Here is an 18163-nt window from a genome sequence, read left to right as displayed (position 1 = left end):
ACCGCCCACCGGCGACAGGGCCCCGGCCGCGTTATCATCCGATTTCGCATCCGGGGCCTTTTCGCGATAAACTTGAAATCTTGTCTGTGCGGTGCGGAAGTGTGTCCAGTTTGGATGGCGCCTCCTCACCGCCGTATGAGACAAAAGCCCGATAATCTTGTTCGGCACTTTGCCGCGGTCAGCCGCGGCGCAGCCCCTGGCGGGGGAGTGCTGAGTACCAGTATTACGGGGTCCACCCATATCCGTTCCGCAAGGCTCAATTTACGAGAACCGGCGCGACGACAGGAGTTATAAGTGATTCAGCAGGAGTCGCGGCTTAAGGTCGCCGACAACACTGGTGCCAAGGAAATCTTGACCATCCGTGTTCTCGGTGGATCCGGGCGCCGCTACGCAGGCATTGGCGACACCATTGTTGCCACCGTCAAGGATGCAATTCCCGGCGGCAACGTCAAAAAGGGCGATGTGGTCAAGGCCGTCATCGTTCGCACCAAGAAGGAACGCCGTCGCCAGGACGGTTCCTACATCAAGTTCGATGAGAACGCTGCAGTGATCTTGAAGAATGACGGAGACCCCCGCGGTACCCGCATCTTCGGCCCGGTCGGCCGCGAACTTCGCGACAAGAAGTTCATGAAGATCATTTCGCTGGCTCCGGAGGTGCTGTAGTCCATGGCAAAAATCAAAAAGGGTGACCTCGTTCAGGTCATCAGCGGTGCAACTGCTGCCCGCGGCGGAGACCGCGGCAAGCAGGGCAAGGTTCTGAAGGTTTACACCGACACCAACCGCGTCCTGGTTGAAGGCGTCAACACTGTCAAGAAGCACACCAAGGTTGGCCAGTCCTCCAAGGGCTCGAAGACCGGTGGCATCGAGATTGTCGAAGCTCCCCTCCACGTTTCCAACGTCGCAATCGTTGACCCGGAAACGAAGAAGCCGACCCGTGTTGGCTACCGTCAGGAAATCGTCGAAAAAGACGGCCGTGAGCGCACTGTGCGTATCCGCGTCGCCAAGGGCTCAGGGAAGGACCTCTAATGACTGAGACCGTCACCAAGATCGTTCCCCGTCTGAAGACCCGCTACGCAGCGGAGATCAAGCAGACCCTGCAGGACGAGTTCAACTACACGAACGTCAACCAGGTTCCCCGCCTTGTCAAGGTGGTTGTGAACATGGGTGTTGGAGATGCCGCTAAGGACTCCAAGCTCATTGACGGTGCAGTCAAGGATCTGACCCAGATCACGGGTCAGAAGCCGCAGGTCACGAAGGCCCGCAAGTCGATCGCTCAGTTCAAGCTGCGCGAAGGCATGCCCATCGGCTGCCACGCAACTCTGCGTGGAGACCGTATGTGGGAATTCGTCGACCGCCTGGTAACCCTGGCACTGCCGCGTATCCGCGACTTCCGCGGCCTGAACGGCAAGCAGTTCGACGGCAACGGCAACTACACGTTCGGTCTGACCGAGCAGTCGATGTTCCACGAAATCGATCAGGATAAGATCGACCGCGTACGCGGCATGGACATCACCGTAGTTACCACCGCAAAGACCGATGACGAGGGACGCGCGCTGCTCAAGGCGCTCGGCTTCCCGTTTACATCCGAAGATTAATTACTACGTAACAGGTCCGACGGACTCCCGGCCAGGTGCGCCTGAGCCGGATCTCCGCAGGAAACCGTTACGAGGGAGGGCAAGAGCCCAATGACAATGACAGATCCTGTCGCAGACATGCTTACGCGTCTGCGCAATGCAAACTCGGCATATCACGATACCGTGTCCATGCCTTACAGCAAGCTCAAGGCGCGCGTCGCTGACATCCTGAAGGCCGAGGGCTACATCGCCGGCTGGAAGGAAGAAGAGGCCGTAGTCGGCAAGAAGCTGACCCTTGATCTCAAATTCGGTCCGAACCGCGAGCGTTCCATCGCCGGCGTGCGTCGTATCTCCAAGCCCGGTCTGCGCGTTTACGCAAAGTCCACCAACCTGCCGCGTGTTCTCGGTGGTCTGGGTATCGCAATCCTGTCGACGTCGTCAGGTCTCCTGACCGACCGCCAGGCCGCCAAGAAGGGTGTAGGTGGGGAAGTCCTCGCCTACGTCTGGTAGCAGGGAAGGGAAAGAAAAATGTCACGTATTGGACGTCTGCCCATCCCGGTTCCTGCCGGAGTTGAAATTGCCATCAATGGCAATCTTGTTTCCGTCAAGGGTGCCAAGGGCGAGCTGAGCCACACTGTGCCCAGCCCGATCACTGTCACGCTCGACGACAGCACCATCACCGTTGCCCGCCCCAATGACGAGCGCGAATCCCGTGCCCTCCACGGCCTGACCCGCACCCTGATCGCCAACATGATCACCGGTGTGACCGAAGGTTACAAGAAGGACCTGGAAATCGTTGGTACCGGTTACCGCGTCGTGGCCAAGGGCTCGGACCTCGAGTTCGCCCTGGGCTACAGCCACCCGGTTCCGGTAACGGCACCCGATGGCATCACGCTTACCGTCGTGGGTCCCACGAAGGTCACAGTGTCCGGCATCGACAAGCAGCAGGTGGGCGAGGTTTCGGCCAACATCCGCAAGCTGCGCAAGCCCGATCCCTACAAGGGCAAGGGTATTCGTTATGCCGGCGAGATTGTCCGCCGCAAGGTCGGAAAGGCTGGTAAGTAACCATGGCCATCAGCATTAATAAGAAGCGCAATTCCAAGAGCAAGTCGGCTGCCCGCAGCCGCCGCCAGCTGCGCATCCGCAAGCGGATTTCCGGTACGCAGGCTCGCCCGCGTCTGGTCGTCAACCGCTCGGCCCGCCACGTATTCGTCCAGGTTGTCGATGACACCCGCGGCGTAACCGTAGCTTCGGCTTCCACCATGGAAGCCGACCTGCGCGCACTGGACGGCGACAAGACCGCCAAGTCCAAGCGCGTCGGCGAGCTCGTTGCCGAACGTGCCAAGGCTGCCGGTGTAGAAGCCGTTGTCTTTGACCGCGGTGGCAACCGTTACCACGGCCGCATTGCGGCCGTTGCAGACGGCGCACGTGAAGGTGGGCTGTCACTGTGACCGAGGTTAACAAGGAAAAGGAAAACCAGGTGACTGAAGCTACAGCTGCGCAGGCAACTGAGACCAAGGACGCCGCAGCTCCCGCCACTGACGACCGCCGAGGCGGCCGCAAGGGCGAGCAGCGCTCCGACCGTGGAGGCCGCGGAGAACGCGGTGGCCGCGGTGGCCGCGACGGCGGACGCAACGATGAGAAGGACAAGTTCATTGAACGCGTCGTGACCATCAACCGCGTTGCCAAGGTTGTCAAGGGTGGTCGTCGCTTCAGCTTCACCGCCCTGGTAGTTGTCGGCGACGGCAACGGCATGGTCGGTGTCGGCTACGGCAAGGCCAAGGAAGTTCCCTCCGCAATCGCGAAGGCCGTTGAAGAAGCCAAGAAGACTTTCTTCCGCGTCCCCCGCATCGGTGGAACCATCCCTCACCTGGTCCAGGGTGAAGCTGCTGCAGGCGTCGTCCTGCTGCGTCCGGCTTCCCCGGGTACCGGTGTTATCGCCGGTGGTCCGGTCCGCGCCATTCTCGAATGCGCCGGTATCCATGACGTACTGTCCAAGTCGCTCGGGTCCTCCAACGCCATCAACATCGTGCACGCCACGGTTGATGCGCTGAAGCGCCTCGAAGAGCCTCAGGCAGTGGCTGCCCGCCGCGGCCTGCCGCTGGACGAGGTTGTGCCGGCTGCGATGCTCCGCAACATGCAGAAGGCAGGTGCCTGATGACTACTCCTAAGAACATTGCCGTCAGCACGGCAAAGCTCAAGATCACCCAGATTAAGTCCACCATCGGTGGTAAGCAGAATCAGAAGGACACGCTGCGCTCATTGGGCCTGCGACGCATCGGTGCTACCACCGTTCGCACCGCAGACGCCGTGACTGTTGGCATGATCAACACGGTTCCGCACCTCGTGAAGGTTGAGGAGGCGAATTAACATGGCCGAAGATAATAACAACGAACACGCGCTGAAGGTTCACCACCTGCGTCCGGCACCCGGTGCCAAGACGGCCAAGACCCGTGTTGGCCGCGGTGAAGGTTCCAAGGGTAAGACCGCAGGCCGCGGTATGAAGGGCACCAAGGCCCGCTACCAGGTCAAGGCCGGTTTCGCTGGCGGGCAGCTGCCGCTGCACATGCGCCTGCCGAAGCTGCGCGGCTTCAAGAACCCGTTCCGCGTCGAGTTCCAGGTTGTAAACCTGGACAAGATCTCGGAGCTGTTCCCCGAAGGCGGCGAGATCACTGTTGCTGACCTCGTTGCCAAGGGCGCCGTTCGCAAGAACCAGCCCGTCAAGGTCCTGGGCACCGGCGACATCACCGTCAAGGTGAACGTAACCGCCGATGCATTCTCCGCCAGTGCGGCAGAGAAGATCGCCGCAGCAGGCGGAACGACCACGGCGCTCTAAGCACCGTGTGCGTTCCGTGCAGTGACGCCGTACGGCCGGGAAACCGGCCGCCGGTGTTGCGCTGCGCGGTTGGCAGGACAAGAACTAAACTCTTGGCGGGCCGGTTTACGGCCCGCCGGGAGTTTAGTTTCGTTTAAGGCCACTATCGCGCCGCGGCCTTCGTTAACGTTGTACGGGGCTTGAGCGGATAGACTCTGTTTTTGTTACCGGTCCAATCGGGCCACACCTACTTCAGATCTCATTCAGGAGGACGCTTGCTTAGCGCTATTGGCCGGGCTTTCCGGACGCCAGACCTGCGACGCAAGCTGTTGTTTACGCTGGGAATCATCACTATCTTCCGCATGGGTGCTTTTATCCCGGCCCCGGGTGTTGACTACGGCAATGTGCAGCAGTGCTTGGCTCTGGGTACCACCTCGGGTGGTCTCTACGAATTCGTTAACCTCTTCAGCGGCGGCGCCCTGCTGCAGGTCTCCATCTTTGCCCTGGGCATCATGCCTTACATCACCGCCAGCATCATCGTTCAGCTGCTGCGCGTCGTGATTCCCCACTTCCAGGCACTCCATGACGAAGGCGCGCAGGGCCAGTCCAAGCTGACCCAGTACACGCGGTACCTGACGATCGCCCTGGGCCTGCTCAACGCCACCACCGTCGTCTCGCTGGCCCGCACCGGAGCGCTGTTCAACAACGCCTGCTCCGTGCCGATCATCCCCGACGACAACATCATCACCATCCTGCTCCTGATCATTACTCTGACCGCCGGTACCGGCCTGATCATGTGGATGGGTGAACTGGTCACGGAAAAGGGTGTCGGCAACGGCATGTCCCTGCTCATCTTCACCTCCATCGCCGCCGGCTTCCCGAGCTCGCTCGGTGCCATCCTCAGCGCCCAGGGCTGGACTGTCTTCCTGGCCGTCCTCGGCATCGGCATCCTCGTGGTTGCCCTCGTGATTTTCGTGGAGCAGTCGCAGCGCCGGATCCCGGTGCAGTATGCCAAGCGCATGGTGGGCCGCCGCACCGTCGGCGGAACCAACACCTACATCCCGATCAAGGTCAACATGGCCGGGGTCATCCCCGTCATCTTCGCCTCGTCGATGCTCTACCTGCCGTCCCTGGTGGCACAGTTCAATACCCCCTCCACCGGCACCCCGCCGGAATGGGTTGTATGGATCAACAACTACCTCACAAGCGGCGACCATCCGTTCTACATGGCGCTCTACTTCCTGATGATCGTGTTCTTCACGTACTTCTATGTGTCGATCACGTTCAATCCCGAGGAAGTCTCGGAGAACATGAAGAAGTACGGCGGCTTCATCCCGGGCATCCGGGCAGGCCGGCCTACGGCCGAGTACCTCAACTACGTGCTCCAGCGCATTACTTTGCCTGGCGCGCTTTACCTGGGCTTTGTAGCCCTGATCCCGCTGATCGCACTGGTGCTGGTCGGAGCGAACGCGAACTTCCCGTTCGGCGGGACCTCGATCCTCATCATGGTTGGTGTGGGACTCGAAACAGTCAAACAGATCGACGCGCAACTGCAGCAACGTCACTACGAAGGGTTATTGCGATGACAAGAATGCTCATTATCGGGCCTCCCGGCGCCGGCAAGGGAACACAGGCCGCCCGGATCTCGGACCGGCTTGGAGTCACCGCAATCTCCACCGGCGACATCTTCCGGGCCAACGTGAAGAACGAGACGCCGCTTGGCATTGAAGCCAAGAAGTACATCGACGCCGGCAACTTTGTCCCGGACAGCGTCACCAACGACATGGTCCGGGCCCGGCTGCTGGAAGACGACGTCGCCGAGGGCTTCCTGCTGGACGGCTACCCGCGCACTGCCGCCCAGGTCGCTGAACTGGATGACATCCTGGCCGAGAAGGGCCAGAAGCTCGACGTCGTCCTGCAGCTCACGGCGGACGATGAGGAACTGGTTTCACGGCTCCTGAAGCGTGCCCAGGTCGAAGGCCGGGCCGACGACAACGAGGACGTCATCCGGCACCGCCTGGACCTGTACAAGGCCCAGACCGCCGACGTCGTTGCCAGCTACGACACCCGCGGCATTGTGGCGCGGGTCGACGGGCTCGGCGGCATCGACGATGTGACCGAGCGCGTGATGGAAGCCCTCAAGGATATTCGCTAAAGAGTTAGAAGAGATATGTTCGGCCAGCCCAGGATTCAGTACAAAACCAATGCGCAGATGCGCACCATGCAAAAGGCCGGACTGGTGCTGATCAAGGCACTGGACGCAGCTGTCGACGCAGCAGTGGTGGGGGCAACCACAGCTGACATCGACGCCGTGTTCGCCGCGGTGCTCAAGGAAGCCGGGGCCACCTCGAACTTCCTTGGCTACCACGGCTTCCCGGCAACCATCTGCGTGTCAGTGAACGAGGAAGTCGTTCACGGCATCCCGGGGGAGAAGGTCCTGCGGGACGGCGACATCCTGTCCATCGACGGCGGCGCCGTCGTGGACGGATGGCATTCGGATTCGGCCCGCACGGTCATCGTCGGCACCCCTGATCCCGAGGACCAACGGCTCTCCGACGTCACCGAAGAGGCCATGTGGCGCGGCATCGCCGCAGCCGCCAAGGGCCGTTTCGTCGGTGACATCGGCGCCGCTATCGATGACTACGTCTCGGGCGTTCCGGGCAAGCCGCTCGGAATCCTGGAAGACTATGTCGGCCACGGCATTGGATCCGAGATGCACCAGGCCCCGGACGTACTCAACTACCGGACGTCGCACAACGGTCCCAAGCTGCGTCCGGGCCTGTGCCTGGCCATTGAACCGATGCTGGTCCGGGGCAAGATTGAGACCCTCACACTGGACGACGACTGGACAGTGATCACCACCGACGGTTCACGGGCCTCCCAGTGGGAGCATTCGGTTGCGATCCATGAGAACGGCATCTGGGTGCTGACAGCGCCCGACGGCGGCGCGTCCCGGCTTGCGCCGTTGGGCGTGACTCCGGTTCCGATCCCCGCCGACTAGGTTCCGTGGTGCCGGCTTCGAGCTGTTACGGCCTGGGATTTAACTTATCGGGTCCCATCGAGTAGAGTTATCTGTTGGTTGTCTCTACCTTCGTGCCCTTTTATAAGCATGCAGCCGTGTGAAAACGGCTTCTGCCCGTAGATGCGCAGGAAGTACGGGAGAGAACCAAAGACATAAACCGTCCTGCGTGCATACGCACGGACACAGACGTTAGCGGAGGATATGGCCAAGAAAGACGGCGTCATTGAGATTGAGGGCTCGGTCAACGAAGCCCTGCCCAACGCGATGTTCCGCGTTGAGCTGGCCAATGGCCACATTGTGCTTGCGCACATCTCGGGAAAGATGCGTCAACACTACATTCGCATCCTCCCCGGAGACCGCGTTGTAGTGGAACTTAGCCCGTACGACCTCACTCGGGGCCGTATCGTCTACCGCTACAAGTAAAAACCGCTGCTCGGCAGCAACGCATCCTGGACATCAAAGGATGCTGCCCTGCCCGCAGCTTAACCCTGCAACCACGCAAAGGATAACCATGAAGGTCCAGCCGAGCGTCAAGCAGATCTGCGATAAGTGCAAGGTGATTCGCCGTAACGGTCGAGTCATGGTGATCTGCGAGAACCCGCGCCACAAGCAGCGCCAGGGCTAATTTCCTGCTCTCAGGGACAGTCCACGCGTAGTAGTAGTAACTCAATATGGCAGTGCAGCGTTGATACGCGTAACGCATACCCCCGGCCCGGAGGCCGGGGACCTGGCAACAGGGATGCACTGCTTCAGACCTCCGGTGACACAAAAGGAGAACCGCCAATATGGCACGTCTCGCTGGCGTTGACATTCCCCGCGAAAAGCGGGTTGTGATTGCGCTTACCTATATCTACGGCGTGGGCAAGACCCGTGCAGACCAGACCCTGGCAGAGACCGGCATCAGCCCGGAAACTCGCGTCAAGGACCTCACGGATGCTGAGCTCGTTCAGCTGCGTGACTACATCGAGGGCAACTTCAAGGTTGAGGGTGACCTCCGCCGCGAGGTAGCCGCCGACATTCGCCGCAAGGTTGAAATCGGCAGCTACCAGGGTATCCGCCACCGTCGTGGCATGCCCGTACACGGCCAGCGCACGAAGACCAACGCTCGTACCCGCAAGGGCCCGAAGCGCACGGTTGCCGGTAAGAAGAAGGCCGCCCGCTAAACCTAGCGGTGTGAGGCCACGGCCCCCAGTGGGCCACCTAAACCAAACTCTTTGTAGGAGAAGTAATGCCCCCCAAGACTCGTGGAGCGGTCCGCAAACCGCGTCGCAAGGATAAGAAGAATATTGCGCTTGGCCAGGCGCATATCAAGAGCACCTTTAACAACACCATCGTGTCCATCACGGACCCGTCCGGTGCTGTTATCTCATGGGCTTCCGCCGGTGAGGTTGGCTTCAAGGGCTCGCGTAAGTCCACCCCGTTCGCTGCGCAGATGGCTGCTGAAGCCGCTGCAAAGCGCGCCCAGGAACACGGCGTCCGCAAGGTCGACGTCTTCGTGAAGGGCCCGGGATCCGGCCGCGAAACCGCTATCCGCTCGCTCCAGGCCACCGGCCTGGAGGTTGGCTCCATTTCGGATGTCACCCCGAGCGCGCACAACGGTTGCCGGCCCCCGAAGCGCCGCCGCGTATAAGCAGCACTGCGGTACCGGTGTAGTCCGGCGGGCGGTCCACCCTTGGGGGCGGGCCGCCCATCGGACGCCTCCGGCTCCGGGCTGGCTGCTAGCCGTCCAAGACGCCCGCGGAAGACCCGTCGTCGTCGTTTCCACCATTTGTGTTGCGTCATATAGCGGACGCTCGCTGAAAGGAAATGCAAGTGCTCATTGCACAGCGCCCCACCCTCACTGAAGAAGTCGTAGCCGACAACCGCTCGCGGTTCATCATCGAACCGCTGGAACCCGGTTTCGGCTACACCCTCGGCAACTCCCTCCGCCGTACGCTGCTGTCCTCGATCCCCGGTGCCGCTGTAACCAGCATCCGGCTCGAAGGCGTGCTGCACGAGTTCACCACGGTCCCGGGCGTAAAGGAAGATGTCACTGAGATCATCCTGAACGTCAAGAACCTGTCGGTCTCTTCCGAGCACGACGAACCCGTTGTCGCCTACCTGCGCAAGCAGGGTCCCGGCGTCGTGACGGCCGCGGACATTGCGCCGCCGGCCGGCGTGGAGTTCCACAACCCGGATCTGCACATTGCCACGCTGAATTCGAAGGGCAAGTTCGAACTCGAACTGACCATCGAACGCGGCCGCGGCTACGTCTCTGCAAGCCAGAACAAGTCCGGTGACCAGGAAATCGGCCGTATTCCGGTTGACTCCATCTACTCACCGGTCCTGAAGGTGACCTTCCGCGTGGAGGCCACCCGTGTTGAACAGCGCACCGACTTCGATCGCCTGATCGTTGACGTTGAGACCAAGGATGCCATTGCACCGCGCGACGCCGTCGCCTCTGCCGGCACCACCCTGGTTGAACTGTTCGGCCTGGCCCGCGAGCTGAACAGCGCTGCCGAAGGTATTGAAATCGGTCCGAGCCCCACGGATGCCGCACTGGCAGCCGATATGGCCCTGCCGATCGAAGACCTCGAGCTGACCGTGCGTTCCTACAACTGCCTCAAGCGTGAAGGCATCCACACTGTGGGTGAACTCGTTGCCCGCTCCGAGGCTGACCTGATGGACATTCGCAACTTCGGTGCAAAGTCCATTGATGAGGTAAAGGCAAAGCTGGTTGAGCTGGGTCTGTCCCTGAAGGATTCGCCTCCCGGATTCGACCTGGCCGCACGTGCCGCAGCTATTGAAGAGGACGAGTCCGAATACTCGGACGACGAGCTCTAACACACGCTAAATTTTGCCGTCGGGCCCACGGGCACCGTTCGGCACCGTTTGAGGAGAAAATGTAATGCCTACACCCACCAAGGGTAAGCGCCTCGGAGGCAGCCCTGCCCACCAGCGCCTGATGCTGGCGAACCTGGCTGCCCAGCTGTTCGAGCACAAGCAGATCACCACCACGGTGACCAAGGCCAAGCGCCTTCGTCCCTACGCCGAGCGCCTGATCACGTTCGCAAAGCGCGGAGACCTGTCTTCACGCCGCCGCGTCCTGGGTCTGATCTCGGACAAGGGTATTGTCCACGAGCTCTTCACCGACATTGCTCCGGCAGTCGAGAAGCGCGACGGCGGCTACACCCGTATCACCAAGATCGGCAACCGCAAGGGCGACAACGCCCCCATGGCTGTCATCGAGCTGGTCCTGGAACCGGTTTCCGCCAAGCAGGCCGTTGTGGCCGAGGCTGAGACCGCAGCAGCTGTTGCTGCACCGGCACCGGTTGAGGAATCCGCTGAGTCTGCTGACTCCGCAGAGTCCGCTGAGTCTGCTGACTCCGCAGAGTCCGCTGAGTCTGCCGACTCCGCCGAGTCCGCTGAGTCTGCCGACTCCGCCGACGAAGCAGTGGAGACCGAAGAGAAGAAGTAATTCTTCGCTTTGCCACCGTGTCCCTTAATATTGGGACATGAGCATCGAGAGGCCCGCCGTACCTTCACTGGACGGCGGGCTTTTTCGTGTCCGGATGGATTTGTCCTACGACGGCGCCCCGTTCTACGGCTGGGCTGTCCAGGACGACCTGCCCACGGTGCAGGGGATTCTTGAGGCGGCACTGGCTGTCCTGGTCCGCCGGCCGGTCCGGCTGACCGTCGCCGGCCGGACCGACTCGGGTGTCCACGCCAGAGGCCAGGTGGTCCACTTCGACCTCACCGGGCCGGAGTGGGAGGGGCTGTCCCGCGGGGCCGCGCTCACGCCGGAGGAAGCACTGATCCGCCGCATGCGGGGCATCCTCAACAAGGACCTGACCATGCCGCTGCGCAAGGCAAAGGCCGCAAAGCGTGCCATCCATGCCATGGAAGGGGCCATAACGGTCCATTCCGCGGAGCTGGCGCCGGAAGGCTTCGACGCCCGGTTTTCGGCCCTCTGGCGGCGCTACAGCTACCGGATAGCCGACCGGGAAGCCAGCCGCGACCCGCTGACCAGGAGCGTGACGCTGTGGCATGATTTCGCCTTGGACGAGCACCGGATGAATGCCGCAGCGGACGCAGTCCTGGGCATGAAGGACTTCCTTTCGTTCTGCAAGCCCCGCACTGGGGCAACCACCGTGCGGGAGCTGCAGGAGTTCTCGTTCCTGCGCCGGCCCGACGGTGTGATCGAGGCCCACCTGCAGGCGGATGCGTTCTGCCACAACATGGTCCGCTCGCTCGTGGGCGGGGCGATGCTGGTGGGTGCGGGGGACCGGAGGCCGGAATGGCTCGGCGAACGCCTCCTGGCACGGATCCGCGATTCCAAGTCGCTGCTGGCACCCCCGCACCCCTTGATCCTTGAAGAGGTGCGGTATCCGGCTCTGGCATACATGCGGGAGCGGGCAGAGAGCACACGGGCCCGACGGGCGGTGCCGGGCTTTTGACCTCTCCGGGGAAGCAGGCTATTGTTTATAGTCGTTGTGCGTGTCCTACCTCGATAGGTCTATGCCCACGGGAGCGGCTCGGTTGCAGAGCCACCTGGCCCCGGGGAAATAGCCGAGTACATCAGGACCACTGGTTACATCAGTCCTCACCTGACCATCCGGTAAACGCATAGAGAAGCTGCAGTTCGTGTGGCATCCATATGAGCTGCGCCACCTAAGAAGAAGAAACGAAGGCAAAAACCGTGCGTACGTACACCCCGAAGCCCGGCGACATCAACCGCCAGTGGCACGTCATTGACGCCACCGACGTTGTCCTAGGCCGTCTTGCCAGCCAGACCGCAACACTGCTGCGCGGAAAGCACAAGCCGACCTTCGCTCCCCACATGGACATGGGCGATTTCGTCATCATCATCAACGCCGAGAAGGTAGCCCTCACCGGCGCCAAGCTCGAACAGAAGCGTGCCTACCGCCACTCGGGTTTCCCGGGCGGTCTGTCCTCCGTCAACTACGCAGAACTGCTGGAGTCGAATCCGGTACGTGCAGTTGAGAAGGCCATCCGCGGCATGCTGCCCAAGAACTCCCTGGCTGCCCAGCAGATCAGCAAGCTCAAGGTCTACCGCGGTGCAGAGCACCCGCATGCAGCCCAGCAGCCCAAGACCTTCGAAATCACCCAGGTCGCCCAGTAGTTCTGGCCCGCCAACTAAAGAATTAATTCAAGGAGAATCGTGGCTCAGAACACTGAAGAGCTCAATGAAACAACCGAGGAGCTTTCCAGCTACACCTCGGAGTCCCCTGACGCAGCCGAGGCTGCTGTCAAGGAACGCCCGGCCCTGACCGTCTCCGGCTCCGCCGTTGGCCGCCGCAAGCAGGCAATTGCCCGCGTGCGCGTTGTTCCGGGTTCCGGCAAGTGGCTGGTAAACGGCCGCGAACTGGCCGCTTACTTCCCGAACAAGCTGCACCAGCAGGACGTCAACGAACCCTTCAAGATCCTTGATCTTGACGGCGCCTACGACGTTATCGCCCGCATCCACGGCGGCGGCGCCTCCGGCCAGGCCGGCGCGCTGCGTCTCGGTGTTGCACGTTCACTGAACGAGATCGACCGCGACAACAACCGCGCGACCCTGAAGAAGGCCGGCTTCCTGACTCGTGACGCACGCGTCATCGAGCGCAAGAAGGCTGGTCTCAAGAAGGCTCGCAAGGCACCTCAGTACTCCAAGCGCTAATCCGGCGCTTCCCGTTCTGCTGCCGCTGCGCGTCAGCAGAACGGGGCCCTCGCGCCGTCTTGGTGCTTGGCTCCACGCGCTAGTGCGCTTGGGCCACGCGAGTACGGCGTTATGGGTTCACAGAAAGTGCGTCTCCCGGTTCTGGGAGGCGCACTTTCTGTGTTTCTGCGAGTGGTGCAAGTATCCAAGGCAGAGGAAACGCGCAGGTGTTCTTGGACACGGAAACCACCTACTTGCCTGCCACCGCTTAGTGGGCAACGGCTGCGGGGTGGCACAATAGCCCAGTGGGCTGTCCAGAGCGGTCGCCTGCAGCCCTGACCCGAGTTTGAGGATTATGTGCGATGACTAGATTGTTTGGAACCGACGGCGTCCGTGGTTTGGCCAATGGCCTGATCACAGCTGAAGTGGCCTTGGGCCTGTCCCAGGCGGCCGCGGTGGTGCTGGGACACCGGCGTGTGCAGGACGGCCGGCGACCGGTAGCAGTCGTTGCACGGGACCCTCGTATCAGCGGGCACTTCATCTCCGCAGCCGTTGAAGCGGGCCTTGCCAGCTCCGGCGTGGACGTCTTTGATGCCGGAGTGCTTCCCACCCCGGCCGCTGCCTTCCTTGTCGCGGACCTCGACGCGGATTTCGGGGTCATGATCTCCGCCTCGCATAACGCGGCACCTGACAACGGCATCAAATTCCTGGCCCGCGGTGGACAGAAGCTGGATGACGCGGCCGAAGACGACATCGAGCGTGAAATGGCGCTGCCACGCCTGCGGCCCACCGGCGCAGATGTGGGCAGGATCCACCGCTTCGCCGACGCGGAGGACCGCTACATCATCCACCTGCTGCAGACGCTGCCGAACCGGCTGGAGGGCCTGAAAGTGGTCCTGGACTGCGCGCACGGCGCAGCCAGCGGCTGCTCGCCGCAGGTCTTTGCCGACGCCGGGGCCGAGGTAGTGGTCATCGGCGCCGAACCGGACGGACTGAACATCAACGAGGGCTGCGGCTCCACGCACCTGGAAATGCTGCAGGCAGCCGTGCTGGAGCACGGCGCCGACCTGGGCGTCGCCCACGACGGGGACGCCGACCGCTGCCTCGCCGTTGACCACGAGGGAACCATCGTCGACGGCGACCAGATCATGGCGATCATGGCAGTGGCTATGAAATCGGCCGGGCAGCTCAAGGACGACACCCTTGTTGCCACGGTCATGAGCAACTTGGGCCTGAAGCTTGCCCTGCGTGAGGCCGGCGTCAGTATCCGCGAGACCGGGGTGGGGGACCGGTACGTCCTGGAGGCCATGCGCGAAGGCGCTTACAGCCTGGGTGGCGAGCAGTCAGGCCACGTGATCTTCTCCGAGTACGCCACGACCGGTGACGGCGTCCTGACCGGCCTCCAACTGGCCGCGCAGGTCAAGCGGACCGGGCGCAGCCTCAAGGAACTGGCAGGCATCATGAACAAGCTGCCCCAGGTCCTGATCAATGTGAAGGGCGTCGACAAGGCAGCGGCGGGCACCAACGAGGCCGTCCGGCAGGCCGTTGTTGATGCGCAGGCCATTCTGGGAGAGACCGGCCGGGTGCTGCTGCGTCCCTCGGGCACCGAGCCGCTGGTACGCGTGATGGTGGAGGCAGCGGATATGGAAACCGCTGCCTCGGTTGCTGAGAAGCTCGCCGAGACGGTGGAGAACCATCTCGCGCTGGAGCCCTCCGCCAAGGTCTGATCCTCCCTGGGCCGGGAGGCCGCCCTAGGTCTTGCGCAGCAGCATGCGCGTCACCGAATGATCCGCGTCCTTGGTCAGCACCAGCTGGGCGCGTCCCCGCGTGGGGAGGACATTGGTGACCAGGTTGGGCTCGTTGATGCGCTTCCAGATATCCAGGGCGGTTGCCCGTGCCTGCTCGTCGGTCAGCCCGGCATAGCGGTGGAAGTAGGACTCCGGATCAGCGAATGCGCCGCCGCGGAGTGACATGAAGCGCTGGACATACCATTCCTCAATGTAGGAGGTCCGCGCGTCCACGTAGATGGAGAAGTCGAAGAAGTCACTCAGCGCCAGCCCGGCCCGGCCATCGGCCCGGGTACGGGCTGGTGCCAGCACATTCAGCCCCTCGACGATCAGGACGTCGGGACGCCGGACCACGATTTCGGCGTCCGGCAGAATGTCGTAGGTGAGGTGTGAGTACCGCGGCGCCCGGACTTCCTCGGCCCCGCTCTTCACAGCGCTTACGAAGCGGAGCAGCGCCCGGCGGTCATAGGACTCCGGGAAACCCTTCCGGTCCATCAGCCCGCGGCGCTTCAGTTCGGCATTGGGATAGAGGAATCCGTCAGTCGTGATCAATTCCACGTTCGGGGTGTCCGGCCAGCGGCGCAACATCTCCCTCAGCACGCGCGCCGTCGTCGACTTCCCCACAGCCACCGAACCTGCAACACCGATCACAAACGGTGTGCGGGTGGTTTTCTCGCCCAGGAAGGTGGTGGTGGCACTGTGCAGCTGGCCCGCGGCGGCAACGTAGAGGTTCAGCAGGCGTGAGAGTGGCAGGTAGACCTCGCGCACCTCATCCAGGTTCAGTTTCTCGCCCAGTCCCCTGAGCCGCAGGATGTCGTCCTGGTTCAGTGGGGACCGGATTTCGTTGGAGAGCCGGGACCACGTTTGCCGGTCCAGTTCCACGAACGGGCTGAAGCCGCTGTCGGCTCCGTTTGCCGATGAGCCCTTGGCCACTGGATTCAAGCCTGCCTTTGATGTCCGGTCTGTCACTTTACGATTCTGCCCTGCCGCCCACCCAATCCCAAACGCCGCACCGGAGCGCAAAACAGGCCCTGGGAAGCAAGTGGTGTTTTGGCGGTGGGCCGGTACTTCCCGGTAGTCTTAGCCGTATGTGTGGAATTGTTGGATATGCAGGCCGCCGCCCCAGTGCCGCCGCCGAGAGTCATGAGCATGGTGCGCTGGATGTCGTCATGGAAGGACTGCGCAGGCTGGAATACCGCGGCTACGACTCCGCCGGGGTAGCTGTGCTGACGGACGCGGGCATCGAGTCTCGGAAGAAGTCGGGCAAGCTGGCCAACCTCACCGCAGAACTTGCCGCCGCCCCGCTGCCCGCAGCCACCACCGGAATCGGCCACACCCGATGGGCGACGCACGGCGGCCCCACCGACGAGAACGCCCATCCGCATCTGGCAGACGACGGCCGCCTTGCGGTGATCCATAACGGAATCATCGAGAACTTCGCCGAACTCAAGGCCGAACTCCTTGAAACCGGTGCAGTCTTCATTTCCGAAACGGACACCGAGGTGGCAGCTGCCCTGCTGGCTTCGGTTTACCGCGGCGAAGGCGGGGGAGACCTGGCCGTCTCCATGCAGCTGGCCTGCCGCCGCCTCGAAGGCGCGTTCACGCTGCTGGCCATCCACGCCGATTCCCCCGACGTCGTCGTCGCCGCCCGCCGCAACTCCCCGCTCGTCGTTGGACTGGGCGACGGAGAGAACTTCCTGGGCTCCGACGTCTCCGGGTTCATCGACTTCACCCGGCGCGCAGTTGAACTGGGCCAGGACCAGATCGTCACCATCACCCCCGAGCTGGTCGAGATCACCGACTTCTACGGCAACCCTGCCCAGGGCACCGAGTTCAAGGTCGATTGGGATGCCGCCGCCGCGGAAAAGGGCGGATACCCCTCCTTCATGGAGAAGGAAATCAACGACCAGCCGCAGGCCGTGGGCGATACGTTGCTGGGCCGCTCCGATATTGAGGGCCGGCTGACGCTGGACGAGCTGCGCATTGACCCCGAAGACCTGAAATCGATCAACAAGATCATGGTCCTGGCCTGTGGCACCTCCGCCTACGCCGGCCAGGTTGCCAAGTACGCCATCGAGCACTGGTGCCGGATCCCGGTGGAAGTCGAACTCAGCCACGAGTTCCGCTACCGCGATCCGATCGTCGACGAACACACGCTGATCGTCGCCATTTCCCAGTCCGGCGAGACCATGGACACGCTTATGGCCGTCCGCTACGCCAAGGAGCAGGGCGCCAAGGTCCTGGCGATCTGTAACACCAACGGTTCCACCATCCCGCGTGAATCGGACGCTGTGCTCTACACCCACGCCGGCCCGGAAATCGCAGTGGCCTCCACCAAGGCCTTCCTGGCCCAGATCACCGCCGCCTACCTGCTGGGCCTGTACCTCGCCCAGCTGCGCGGAGACAAGTTCCAGGGCGAGATCAAGGACATGCTGGCCGACCTGGCCAAGGTTCCGGCGAAGATCCAGCAGGTGTTGGATTCCTCGGACCAGATCAAGGAACTGGCCGAGCTCATGGCAGACGCCAAGTCCGTGCTGTTCCTGGGCCGCCATGTCGGTTTCCCGGTGGCCATGGAAGGCGCCCTGAAACTGAAGGAACTGGCCTACATCCATGCCGAGGGCTTCGCAGCCGGCGAGCTCAAGCACGGCCCGATCGCGCTGATCGAGGAAGGCCAGCCCGTCTTTGTGGTGGTTCCTTCGCCGCGCGGCCGTGACTCCCTGCACGCCAAGGTGGTCTCCAACATCCAGGAAATCCGGGCACGCGGCGCCAAGACCATCGTCATCGCCGAAGAGGGCGACGACGCCGTCAAGGCTTACGCCGAGCACGTCTTCTACGTGCCCGAGACGCCCACGCTGCTGGCGCCGCTGCTGACCACGGTTCCGCTGCAGATCTTCGCCTGCGCGCTGGCCACGGCCAAGGGCTTCGACGTTGACCAGCCGCGCAACCTCGCCAAGTCCGTCACCGTCGAATAACGGTGATTATCGGAATCGGCGTCGACGTGGTGGACGTGCCGCGTTTCGGACGCCAGCTGGAGCGGACGCCGGGCCTGCGGGCCCGGCTGTTCGTTCCGGCCGAACGTGAACTGAACCTGCGGTCCCTCGCCGCCCGATTCGCCGCCAAAGAGGCGGTAGCCAAGGCGCTGGGAGCACCGGCAGGCATGAACTGGCAGGACTGCCAGGTGGACCTCGACGCCGCTGGCGCGCCACTGGTGAGCGTGCGCGGCACGGTTGCCGCGGCAGCCGAGGCCAAGGGCGTGCGCACCTGGCACCTGTCGCTGAGCCATGACGGCGACGTCGCCACTGCCATGGTGGTCGCTGAGGGCTAGTC

25 protein-coding genes are annotated in these 18163 nt (G+C 62.6%); 24 read left to right on the top strand and 1 reads right to left on the bottom strand.

Annotated elements, in window-relative coordinates:
* The first annotated feature begins 294 nt into the window (after positions 1-294).
* The 22 genes from rplN to glmM all read left to right on the top strand — a co-directional run bounded on the left by rplN (position 295) and on the right by glmM (position 14776).
* On the top strand, positions 295-663 hold the full coding sequence (gene rplN / locus KKR91_RS13420; protein WP_055239356.1) for a 50S ribosomal protein L14: 369 nt from the start codon (positions 295-297) through the stop codon (positions 661-663).
* 3 nt (positions 664-666) lie between these two features.
* Positions 667-1026, top strand: coding sequence for a 50S ribosomal protein L24 (gene rplX / locus KKR91_RS13415; RefSeq protein WP_210228071.1), 360 nt, complete (start codon positions 667-669; stop codon positions 1024-1026).
* A complete protein-coding gene (rplE, locus tag KKR91_RS13410) occupies positions 1026-1595 on the top strand; it encodes a 50S ribosomal protein L5 (RefSeq protein ID WP_210228073.1) in 570 nt (189 codons plus the stop codon). Before rplX ends, rplE begins: the two co-directional genes overlap by 1 nt.
* Positions 1596-1685: 90 nt before the next feature.
* Positions 1686-2084 (top strand): 30S ribosomal protein S8, encoded by a 399-nt coding sequence (gene rpsH, locus KKR91_RS13405; protein ID WP_152219769.1) that lies wholly within the window; start codon positions 1686-1688, stop codon positions 2082-2084.
* A gap of 18 nt (positions 2085-2102) precedes the next feature.
* Positions 2103-2639, top strand: a complete 537-nt coding sequence (gene rplF, locus KKR91_RS13400) for a 50S ribosomal protein L6 (protein ID WP_210228075.1) — start codon at positions 2103-2105, stop codon at positions 2637-2639.
* A gap of 2 nt (positions 2640-2641) precedes the next feature.
* Complete coding sequence (rplR, locus tag KKR91_RS13395; protein ID WP_210228077.1) at positions 2642-3025, top strand: 50S ribosomal protein L18; 384 nt, start codon at positions 2642-2644, stop codon at positions 3023-3025.
* Positions 3026-3054: 29 nt separating this feature from the next.
* Positions 3055-3732 carry a 30S ribosomal protein S5 gene (gene rpsE / locus KKR91_RS13390; protein WP_210228079.1) on the top strand — a complete coding sequence of 226 codons (678 nt, stop codon included), beginning with the start codon at positions 3055-3057 and terminating at the stop codon, positions 3730-3732.
* Positions 3732-3944, top strand: coding sequence for a 50S ribosomal protein L30 (rpmD, locus tag KKR91_RS13385; protein ID WP_210228081.1), 213 nt, complete (start codon positions 3732-3734; stop codon positions 3942-3944). Before rpsE ends, rpmD begins: the two co-directional genes overlap by 1 nt.
* Position 3945: 1 nt before the next feature.
* Complete coding sequence (rplO, locus tag KKR91_RS13380; RefSeq protein WP_210228083.1) at positions 3946-4410, top strand: 50S ribosomal protein L15; 465 nt, start codon at positions 3946-3948, stop codon at positions 4408-4410.
* Positions 4411-4664: 254 nt separating this feature from the next.
* Complete coding sequence (secY, locus tag KKR91_RS13375) at positions 4665-5975, top strand: preprotein translocase subunit SecY (protein WP_210228086.1); 1311 nt, start codon at positions 4665-4667, stop codon at positions 5973-5975.
* Complete coding sequence (locus tag KKR91_RS13370) at positions 5972-6544, top strand: adenylate kinase (protein WP_210228088.1); 573 nt, start codon at positions 5972-5974, stop codon at positions 6542-6544. The genes secY and KKR91_RS13370 overlap by 4 nt, the downstream gene beginning before the upstream one ends.
* A gap of 15 nt (positions 6545-6559) precedes the next feature.
* Positions 6560-7390, top strand: coding sequence for a type I methionyl aminopeptidase (gene map, locus KKR91_RS13365; protein WP_210228090.1), 831 nt, complete (start codon positions 6560-6562; stop codon positions 7388-7390).
* 222 nt (positions 7391-7612) lie between these two features.
* Complete coding sequence (gene infA, locus KKR91_RS13360; protein WP_055239372.1) at positions 7613-7834, top strand: translation initiation factor IF-1; 222 nt, start codon at positions 7613-7615, stop codon at positions 7832-7834.
* A gap of 88 nt (positions 7835-7922) precedes the next feature.
* Complete coding sequence (rpmJ, locus tag KKR91_RS13355) at positions 7923-8036, top strand: 50S ribosomal protein L36 (protein WP_012397712.1); 114 nt, start codon at positions 7923-7925, stop codon at positions 8034-8036.
* A 160-nt stretch (positions 8037-8196) separates the two neighbouring features.
* The gene (rpsM, locus tag KKR91_RS13350; RefSeq protein WP_210228092.1) at positions 8197-8574 is read left to right on the top strand and encodes a 30S ribosomal protein S13; all 378 of its coding nucleotides are present in this window, start codon (positions 8197-8199) and stop codon (positions 8572-8574) included.
* Between the two features lie 65 nt (positions 8575-8639).
* On the top strand, positions 8640-9041 hold the full coding sequence (gene rpsK, locus KKR91_RS13345) for a 30S ribosomal protein S11 (RefSeq protein ID WP_104052715.1): 402 nt from the start codon (positions 8640-8642) through the stop codon (positions 9039-9041).
* Between the two features lie 182 nt (positions 9042-9223).
* Entirely contained in the window at positions 9224-10234 is a 1011-nt protein-coding gene (locus KKR91_RS13340; protein ID WP_210228094.1) for a DNA-directed RNA polymerase subunit alpha, read from the top strand.
* 64 nt (positions 10235-10298) lie between these two features.
* On the top strand, positions 10299-10868 hold the full coding sequence (gene rplQ, locus KKR91_RS13335; RefSeq protein ID WP_210228096.1) for a 50S ribosomal protein L17: 570 nt from the start codon (positions 10299-10301) through the stop codon (positions 10866-10868).
* 37 nt (positions 10869-10905) lie between these two features.
* Positions 10906-11847 (top strand): tRNA pseudouridine synthase A, encoded by a 942-nt coding sequence (locus KKR91_RS13330; protein ID WP_210228098.1) that lies wholly within the window; start codon positions 10906-10908, stop codon positions 11845-11847.
* 242 nt (positions 11848-12089) lie between these two features.
* Positions 12090-12533: a 50S ribosomal protein L13 gene (gene rplM, locus KKR91_RS13325; protein ID WP_210228100.1), complete on the top strand. Its 444-nt coding sequence runs from the start codon at positions 12090-12092 to the stop codon at positions 12531-12533.
* A 39-nt stretch (positions 12534-12572) separates the two neighbouring features.
* Positions 12573-13070: a 30S ribosomal protein S9 gene (rpsI, locus tag KKR91_RS13320; protein ID WP_210228102.1), complete on the top strand. Its 498-nt coding sequence runs from the start codon at positions 12573-12575 to the stop codon at positions 13068-13070.
* 341 nt (positions 13071-13411) lie between these two features.
* Positions 13412-14776: a phosphoglucosamine mutase gene (gene glmM / locus KKR91_RS13315; RefSeq protein WP_210228103.1), complete on the top strand. Its 1365-nt coding sequence runs from the start codon at positions 13412-13414 to the stop codon at positions 14774-14776.
* A gap of 24 nt (positions 14777-14800) precedes the next feature.
* On the opposite strand, the gene coaA is transcribed toward glmM, so the two are convergent.
* Complete coding sequence (gene coaA, locus KKR91_RS13310) at positions 14801-15778, bottom strand: type I pantothenate kinase (RefSeq protein ID WP_210228342.1); 978 nt, start codon at positions 15776-15778, stop codon at positions 14801-14803.
* A 146-nt stretch (positions 15779-15924) separates the two neighbouring features.
* Between coaA and glmS the strand changes: the two genes are divergently transcribed.
* Both glmS and KKR91_RS13300 read left to right on the top strand, forming a co-directional pair.
* A complete protein-coding gene (glmS, locus tag KKR91_RS13305) occupies positions 15925-17808 on the top strand; it encodes a glutamine--fructose-6-phosphate transaminase (isomerizing) (RefSeq protein WP_210228105.1) in 1884 nt (627 codons plus the stop codon).
* 2 nt (positions 17809-17810) lie between these two features.
* Positions 17811-18161 carry a holo-ACP synthase gene (locus KKR91_RS13300; protein ID WP_210228107.1) on the top strand — a complete coding sequence of 117 codons (351 nt, stop codon included), beginning with the start codon at positions 17811-17813 and terminating at the stop codon, positions 18159-18161.
* The last annotated feature ends 2 nt before the right edge of the window (positions 18162-18163 follow it).

Origin of the sequence: Arthrobacter jiangjiafuii, assembly GCF_018622995.1 — a bacterium.
Taxonomy (GTDB): Bacteria; Actinomycetota; Actinomycetes; order Actinomycetales; family Micrococcaceae; genus Arthrobacter_B; species Arthrobacter_B jiangjiafuii.
The sequence above is the reverse complement of the archived record's forward strand: the minus strand, read 5'-3'. Positions and strand labels throughout refer to the sequence as shown.

Excerpts from the sequence above, each read along its gene's own strand:
- rpsH (WP_152219769.1), top strand. The coding sequence starts at position 1,686 with ATGACAATGACAGATCCTGTCGCAGACATGCTTACGCGTCTGCGCAAT.
- rplO (WP_210228083.1), top strand. The coding sequence starts at position 3,946 with ATGGCCGAAGATAATAACAACGAACACGCGCTGAAGGTTCACCACCTG.
- rplF (WP_210228075.1), top strand. The coding sequence starts at position 2,103 with ATGTCACGTATTGGACGTCTGCCCATCCCGGTTCCTGCCGGAGTTGAA.
- glmM (WP_210228103.1), top strand. The coding sequence starts at position 13,412 with ATGACTAGATTGTTTGGAACCGACGGCGTCCGTGGTTTGGCCAATGGC.
- rplR (WP_210228077.1), top strand. The coding sequence starts at position 2,642 with ATGGCCATCAGCATTAATAAGAAGCGCAATTCCAAGAGCAAGTCGGCT.
- rpmD (WP_210228081.1), top strand. The coding sequence starts at position 3,732 with ATGACTACTCCTAAGAACATTGCCGTCAGCACGGCAAAGCTCAAGATC.
- glmS (WP_210228105.1), top strand. The coding sequence starts at position 15,925 with ATGTGTGGAATTGTTGGATATGCAGGCCGCCGCCCCAGTGCCGCCGCC.
- rpsK (WP_104052715.1), top strand. The coding sequence starts at position 8,640 with ATGCCCCCCAAGACTCGTGGAGCGGTCCGCAAACCGCGTCGCAAGGAT.
- infA (WP_055239372.1), top strand. The coding sequence starts at position 7,613 with ATGGCCAAGAAAGACGGCGTCATTGAGATTGAGGGCTCGGTCAACGAA.
- rpsM (WP_210228092.1), top strand. The coding sequence starts at position 8,197 with ATGGCACGTCTCGCTGGCGTTGACATTCCCCGCGAAAAGCGGGTTGTG.
- KKR91_RS13330 (WP_210228098.1), top strand. The coding sequence starts at position 10,906 with ATGAGCATCGAGAGGCCCGCCGTACCTTCACTGGACGGCGGGCTTTTT.
- rpmJ (WP_012397712.1), top strand. The coding sequence starts at position 7,923 with ATGAAGGTCCAGCCGAGCGTCAAGCAGATCTGCGATAAGTGCAAGGTG.
- KKR91_RS13370 (WP_210228088.1), top strand. The coding sequence starts at position 5,972 with ATGACAAGAATGCTCATTATCGGGCCTCCCGGCGCCGGCAAGGGAACA.
- rplQ (WP_210228096.1), top strand. The coding sequence starts at position 10,299 with ATGCCTACACCCACCAAGGGTAAGCGCCTCGGAGGCAGCCCTGCCCAC.
- rplX (WP_210228071.1), top strand. The coding sequence starts at position 667 with ATGGCAAAAATCAAAAAGGGTGACCTCGTTCAGGTCATCAGCGGTGCA.
- map (WP_210228090.1), top strand. The coding sequence starts at position 6,560 with ATGTTCGGCCAGCCCAGGATTCAGTACAAAACCAATGCGCAGATGCGC.
- rplE (WP_210228073.1), top strand. The coding sequence starts at position 1,026 with ATGACTGAGACCGTCACCAAGATCGTTCCCCGTCTGAAGACCCGCTAC.